Origin of the sequence: Streptomyces bohaiensis (assembly GCF_012033785.1) — a bacterium.
Classification (GTDB): domain Bacteria; phylum Actinomycetota; class Actinomycetes; order Streptomycetales; family Streptomycetaceae; genus Streptomyces; species Streptomyces bohaiensis.
Genome location: NZ_JAAVJC010000253.1, coordinates 1 through 6,761 on the forward strand (window position 1 = coordinate 1; position 6,761 = coordinate 6,761).

Below are 6,761 nucleotides of genomic sequence, written 5' to 3' on the forward strand. Positions count from 1 at the left end.
CCGCACCACCGACGCGACCCGGTCCGCCACGGCGCGCGACACCGGGCGGGGTCGGCGTCCGGGTGCCGGTGGGATACTTGCGCACGCCACGGACAGCCCCGCGGACGGCAGGGGGCACGGCAGCGGCGCACCAGCAGGGGCGCCCGGGCGGTGGCGCACGGACCGAGGGGGAACGGGATGAGCGAGAAGAGCGGTGGCGGAGCCTTCGGCGGAGCGGTGGCCTCCGCCGTCCTGGGCGGGGGCGCCGCGTACGCCGTCGCCGCCTGGGCGCCCTGGGAGGGCGACGCGGTGCTCGCCGCCACGGCCGGTGCCGCCGCGCTGGCCGCCCTCCTCGCCCACCTGGCCGGTGCCCGCAACGGGCGCCGTACCCCGCTGCCGACCAGCAGCGGCCGGTTCGTCGAACGCTCCCACCAGGTCGAGTTGGTCGCCCCGCCGGAGACGGAGGTCTGGTTGCGGCGTGCCCGCGTCGCCGCCGACCGGGTGGCGGAGCACGCCGGTGCCGCGGTGCGCGGCCCAGGCGGCGAGCCGATCGGCGGCCACGCCCTGGTCTCGGTGCTCCAGGAGGCGACCGCCCACACCCGGGTGGCCGCCGAGCAGCTCACCGAGCGGGCCACTGCCGTCACCGTGATCGACCGGACGGTCGGGGACACCGACGTCCGGGAACTGCGCGCCGAGCAGAGTCGGTTGGAGCGCGAGGCGGCGACCGCGCCCGCGGGCGCGCTGCGCGACGCCAAGGAGGCGTCCGCGCGCGCCGTGGCGGACCGGGTCGCGTCGGTGGTGCGGCTGGAGGAGCTGCGGCGCACGCTCATGGCGGCGCTGGAGTCGGTGACGCTCCGGCTGGAAGCGGTCGCGGAGCACGGCGGGGTGCTGCTGTCCGCACAGATCGCCGGCGAGGCGGCGGCGACCGCCATGGACCTCGGTCCGCTGACGGACGAACTCCTCGCGGTGCAGACGGGACTGGAGCAGTTGGAGGAACTGACGCGGTCGGTGGCGGCCGCCGGCTGATCCACCGGCCACCGGCCACCGGCAGGCCCACCGCCTGCACCTCCCGCCACGCACGACGGCCGCGTCCTCCAGCAGCGCCACGAGCTCCTTGGCCCACCCGGTCACCGTCTCCGTGGAGAACAGGTCGGTGGTGAACTCCAGGACCCCGGCGAAGCCGCCGTCCGCCTCCGGCGACAGGACCACGTACAGCTCGGTCCGTGCCGTCCCGGGCGCGGTCAGCGCGGTGGTGCGGGTGCTGAGCCCCGCCAGCGACGCCTCGGGCGCCGGGCCGGTCATCAGCGTCACCATCACGCGCGGCGCGAGCAGCGGATCGGCCTCGGGCGCCGCCGCCTGCCAGATCTCCGCCAGCGGCAGGTGCTCGTGGTCCAGCGCCTCGAACAGCCGCTCACCGGCATGGCGCACCAGCTCCGGGAAGTCCGCGTCGGCGGCCTTGTCGAGCCGGACCGGCACGGCCTCGCCGACGTAGCCGACGACCTCCTCGTCGCCCGGACGGGTCCGGCGTGCGCTGGAGAGCGCCACCACGACCGACTCCTGCTCGGCCAGGCGTGCCAGCCACCGACCGACGCCGGCGACCAGCGCCGTGTGCTGGGTGCCGCCGGCGGCCTCGCCGACCGCCCGCAGGCCGCGAGCGGTCGCGGCGTCCACCCGGAACCGGTGGAGCGCACCCGCCCCCGACAACCGCGCGGGACGCTCCCGCTCGGCGGGCAGTTCCGTGTCCAACGGCGCCCCGGCGAGCGCCTCGCGCCAGTGGGCCGCGGCATCACGCCACCGCTCTTCCGTCGCCTCCCGCTCCTCCCGGCGGGCGAACTCCGGGTAGGAGAGCGCGGGTTCCGGCAGCTGCGCGGTGTCACCGGCGACGGCGGCGCGGTACGCCTCCGCCACCTCGTTCCAGACCAGGTGCAACGACCAACCGTCGCCCACCACATGGTGCGCCGCGAACGTCAGCACCCAGCGGCGGTCGCCCAGTCGGCCGAGGCGGACCCGCAGCAGCGGGGCCGTGTCCAGCGCGAACGGCTCGGACACCGCCTCCTCGCACCACCGCTGCACCGCGGAGCTGTCGTCGGTCAGGTCGGCGACGGCGACCTCCGGGGCGGCCGCGGCGGCCACCTCCTGGACGTGTCCGCCGTCCCCGTCGGCGACGATGCGCGTCCGCAGCGCCGGGTGCCGCTCCACGACAGCGGCGAACGCGGCGCGCAGCGCCTCGACGTCGAGCGGCCCGGTGACGTCCACCCGCAGGCCCATGGTGTGGACCTCGGGCCGGCCGTGCGCCCGGTCGCGCCGCACCATACGGCGCTGCGCGGAGGTCAGCGGCGCGGTCTCCGCGACCGGCGCACCGGCCTTGGGGGTGCGGGACTGCGGTTCGCCCGCTGCCGCCTTGCCGCCGCCGGGCAGCGCCGCCGCCGGTGCGGCGGCCTCCGCCGCCGCCAGCACGGCGGCCAGCGCGCGGACGCTCGGCGCACGGAACAACTCCGCGAGGGAGACCTCCCGTCCCAGCGCGGCCCGGACGCGGTGCAGCAGCCGCACGGCGCTCAGCGAGTGACCGCCGAGGTCGAAGAAGCCGCGGGTGACGTCGAAGTCGCCGCACCCCAACTCCTCGCGCCACAGCGGGTACAGCGCCTCCTCCAGCGGGCCCTCGGGCCGCGTGGTGACGGTGCCCCCGGCGACCGGCTCGGGCAGCCGCGCCTCGTCCAGCTTGCCGCTGGAGTTGAGCGGCAGCGACGCGACCCGCGCCCAGCGGCTCGGCACCAGGTAGCTCGGCAGTTCACCACCGAGCAGCGCCGGCAGCCGGTCGAGGAGGCCGTCGTCCGCGTCGTCCTCGGGGACGACCCAACCGACGAGCTGCGGCTCGCCGTTGGCGTCCTCGCGCACGGCGACCGCCGCGTCCCGCACCCCTGGCAGCGCCGCCAGGGCGCGCCGCGCCTCGGCCGGCTCGACCCGGTGGCCGCGGATCTTCACCTGGTGGTCGATCCGGCCGACGTACTCCAGTGCGCCGTCGGCCCGCAGCCGCGCCAGGTCGCCGGTGCGGTACATCAGCGCGCCGGGGTTCTCCGGGTCCGGCAGGAAGGCGGCCGCGGTCTCCGCCGGGCGGCCCCGGTAGCCGGAGGCGACGCCCGCCCCGGCCAGGTGGATCTCACCCCGGACGCCGACCGGCACGGGGGTGCCGTCCGCGCCCAGCAGCCGGACCTCGGTGCCGGCGATCGGCCGGCCGATGGGCGGCGCGGCGTCACCGGGCGCCACCCGGTGGGAGGTGGCGCAGACCGAACCCTCGGTGGGCCCGTACATGTTGAACAGGGTGCACCCGGGGTGCGCGGCGAGGAACGCGCCGAGCGCCGGGGTGTCGCCGGTGGGCTCACCCGCGGAGATCAGCGAGCGCAGCTCCGGCAGCTCCGGTCCGTGCTCCATCAGGTACCGCAGCGGGGTGAACGGCATGAACAGCCGTGCCACCCGGTCGCGGCGCATGAGGGCGGCCAGCGCGGCCGGGTCGTGCCGGACCTCCTCGTCGAGGAGCACCAGCCGGGCGCCGCCGGCCAGCGTCGTGAAGATCTCCATGACGGCGGCGTCGAAGGAGGCCGAGGACCACTGGAGGGTGTCCTGCGGACCGTGCTCGGCCAGGTCCCAGCGGATCAGGTTCACGGGGCCGCGGTGCGGCACCTCGACGCCCTTGGGGCGCCCGGTCGATCCGGAGGTGTAGATGCAGTAGGCGAGTTCCTCCGGGCCGACCGCGGGCTCCGGACCGGCCCCGTCGGGCAGGTTCGCGCCGCCGTCACCGTCCTCACCGCCGAGCGATGCCACCTCCGCCACCGGGGTGGCGGCGGGTGCGGCGTCGGCCGCCGTCTCCGGTGTCGCCACCAGGAGTGCCGCACCGCTGTCCTCGATCATCGAACGGCGCCGTGCGGCGGGGAGCTGCGGGTCGATCGGAAGGTAGCCGGCGCCCGCGCGCAGCACCGCGAGCAGCGTCAGCACGAACTCGGCGCCACGGGGCAGACAGACCGCCACCAGGTCGCCGCGGCCGACGCCCCGGGCGCGCAGCACCGCGGAGGCGGTGGCGGAGCGCTGGTCCAACTCCCCGTAGGTGGTGCTGCGTTCGCCGTGCACCAGCGCCACCGCGTCAGGGGTGCGCCGTGCCTGGGCCAGCACCGCGCCGTGCAGGCTGCCCGGCTCCCGTCCCGTCGCGGGCACCGCCGGCACCCGGGTGGCGCCGGCGATCAGCTTCCGGTCCGCCGCGGTCAGCGACGGCAGCTCGGACAGTCGGACCGTGGGCGACGCCGTCAGCTGCGCCAGCACCAGGTCCACGTGGTCGAGCAGCCGCTCGACGGTGGCCGCGTCGAACAGGTCGCGGTCGTACTCCGCGAGGCAGCGGACCCCGGCGGCGCCGTGGGTCAGGTACAGCGCCAGGTCGACCGGGGCGGCCCGGTCGGCGGCCAGGTCCACCGTCGTCACCGACAGCTCCGGCGGCGCGAACGGCGCGTCGCCGGTGGCGTTCTCGAACTCCACCGCCACCTGGAACAGCGGGTTGCCGCCCGAGGTGCGGTCGGGGTTGAGCGCGGCGACGAGGTCGTCGAAGGGCGCGGCGCGGTACTGGTAGGCGTCCAGGCCGGCCGCGGTCAGCTCGCCCGCGAGGTTGGCGAACGTCGGGTCGCCCGAGAGGTCCACCCGCAGCGGCAGCGTCTCGACGTACATGCCGACGGCGTCCTCGGCGCCGTCCGGGCGGTGCATCAGCGCGGTGCCGACCACCAGGTCGTCACCGCCGCCGAGCCGCCGCAGCGCCACGCAGACCGCGCCGAGCAGCACCGAGAAGACCGTCGCCGAGGCGCTGGCCCCGGTGGCCCGCACGTCCTCCGCGGTGGCCGCCGGCCATTCCCGCACCAGCCGTCCGCCGCGGCCGGTGGACCGCACGGGGCGGGAGCGGTCCGTCGGCAGCGCCGTCCGCGGTGCGTCGGCCAGCCGGTCCAGCCAGTACCGCAGCGCCTCGTCGTGCTCGCGTGCGTCGGGCTCGGCGACGGGGGTGTGCGCCGGCAGCGCGGGCAGGTCGCCGGGCGCCTGCGGCCAGGACCGGTACCAGGCGGCCAGGTCGCGGGTGAGGATCTGCGTGGAGGAGGAGTCGAAGACGATGTGGTGCGCGACCAGCAGCAGCACGTGGCGCTCCGGGGCGAACCGCAGCAGGCGCGCCCGGAGCAGCGGACCGGTGGCCAGGTCGATCGGCTCCCGCAGCTCCGCCGCCAGCGCCTCGGCGATCAGCGTCTCCTCGTCGCGTCCCGGCGCGGTGCCCGGCAGGTCGGCGGCGTCGGTGAGCGGACACGGCAGCGGCATCGTGTCGTGGACGACCAGCCGGGGTTCGCCGCCGGACTCCGTCACCACCGAGCGGAGCGCGGGGTGGCGGTCCACCACCCGCTGCAACGCGCCGAGCAGCGCGTCGGTGTCGAGCGGACCGTCGAACCGGAGGGTCTTCGGTTCGTGGTAGCTGGTGCGGCCCGGTTCGAGCTGCTCCAGGAACCAGATCCGGCGCTGGGCGGGGGAGAGCGCGACCGAGCTCGGCGCCGCCGTGGCGGGCACCGCGGGGGCGACGGCGGAACCGGTCGTCCCGCCGCCGGGGGCGTGCAGCCGCCGCAGGGCGTCGAGTTCGGTGAGCCCGTCGAGCACCTGCGCGGTGGGGACACCGAAGTCCACGAAGCAGGCGATCTCGTCGGCACCGACGGCTCGCAGCCGCTCGACCACGGCGCTGCTGCCGGCGACGTCACCGATCAGCGCACGGTCCTCGCAGTACCGCGCGTACGCCTGCTCCAGCAGGAACCGCACGTCGTCGGGGTCGGCGTTGTCCATGTCGATGTCGACGCCCAGGCTGTTGGTGACCTGGTTGAACAGCGACAGCGAGGACCGCAGGTAGGCGAGGAAGGGCTCGAACGCCTCCTCCCGTGCCCGCTGCGGGTCGGCGTCGAGGTAGGTGTGCAGCAGCACCACCACCCGGCCGGCGTCCGGGTCGAGCCCGTGCTCGGCCCGGGTCCGGCGGTAGAGCGCGATGTTGGCCGCCAGGTCCTCCACCGACTGCGCCATCAGGTTGGTGACGATGCCGAGGTCCTCGGCCGCGGCGCGCCGGTAGCTGTTCGGATTGCCGACCACGGCGACGAACATCGGCGGCTGTGCCTGCAACGGCCGCGGGTGGGTGCGCAGTTCGGTCTGCTCTCCGCTGCCGGAGAGCATCGGTACGGCCTCGCCGGCCCACAGCCGCCGCACGGTGTCCACCCGCTCGTACAGCAGCTCGCGGTGGTTGCCGTAGTTCTCGGGCGCGAGCGCGAAGTCGTCGGCGTGCCAGCCGCTGGCGACGCCGATGCCGACGCGGCCGCCGGAGAGGTTGTCGACGACCGCCCACTCCTCCGCCACCCGCAGCGGGTTGTGCAGCGGCAGCACCACCGAGCCGGCGTGCAGCCGGATCGTGCTGGTCTGCGCGGCCAACGCGGCAGCGAGGACGGAGGGGTTGGGGAAGAGCGCGCCGAAGGAGTGGAAGTGCCGCTCCGGAAGCCACAGGCTGTGGAAGCCGTTGCGGTCGCCGAAGCGGGCGGCCTCCTGGATCAGCTGGTACTTGTCGCCCGCGCTCTCGTCGGGGTAGTCGCCGAAGAAGTACAGGCTGAAGTCGCAGCCGTCCGCGGCGCCGCGTCCGGCGGGAGCGCCCACCGCCGGCTCACCGGGCCGTGCCGCCGGGGACGCCGGGCGCACGGCGGGGACGGCGGGAGCGGTGGCGGGCACGGCCGGGGGAGCGG

1 protein-coding gene is annotated in these 6,761 nt (G+C 76.3%); it reads right to left on the reverse strand.

From position 1 onward, the window contains the following. The coding region (locus HCN52_RS20115) for a non-ribosomal peptide synthetase (protein ID WP_168089862.1) at positions 1 to 6,675 on the reverse strand (6,675 nt) is incomplete at its 3' end. Positions 6,676 to 6,761: the final 86 nt, after the last annotated feature.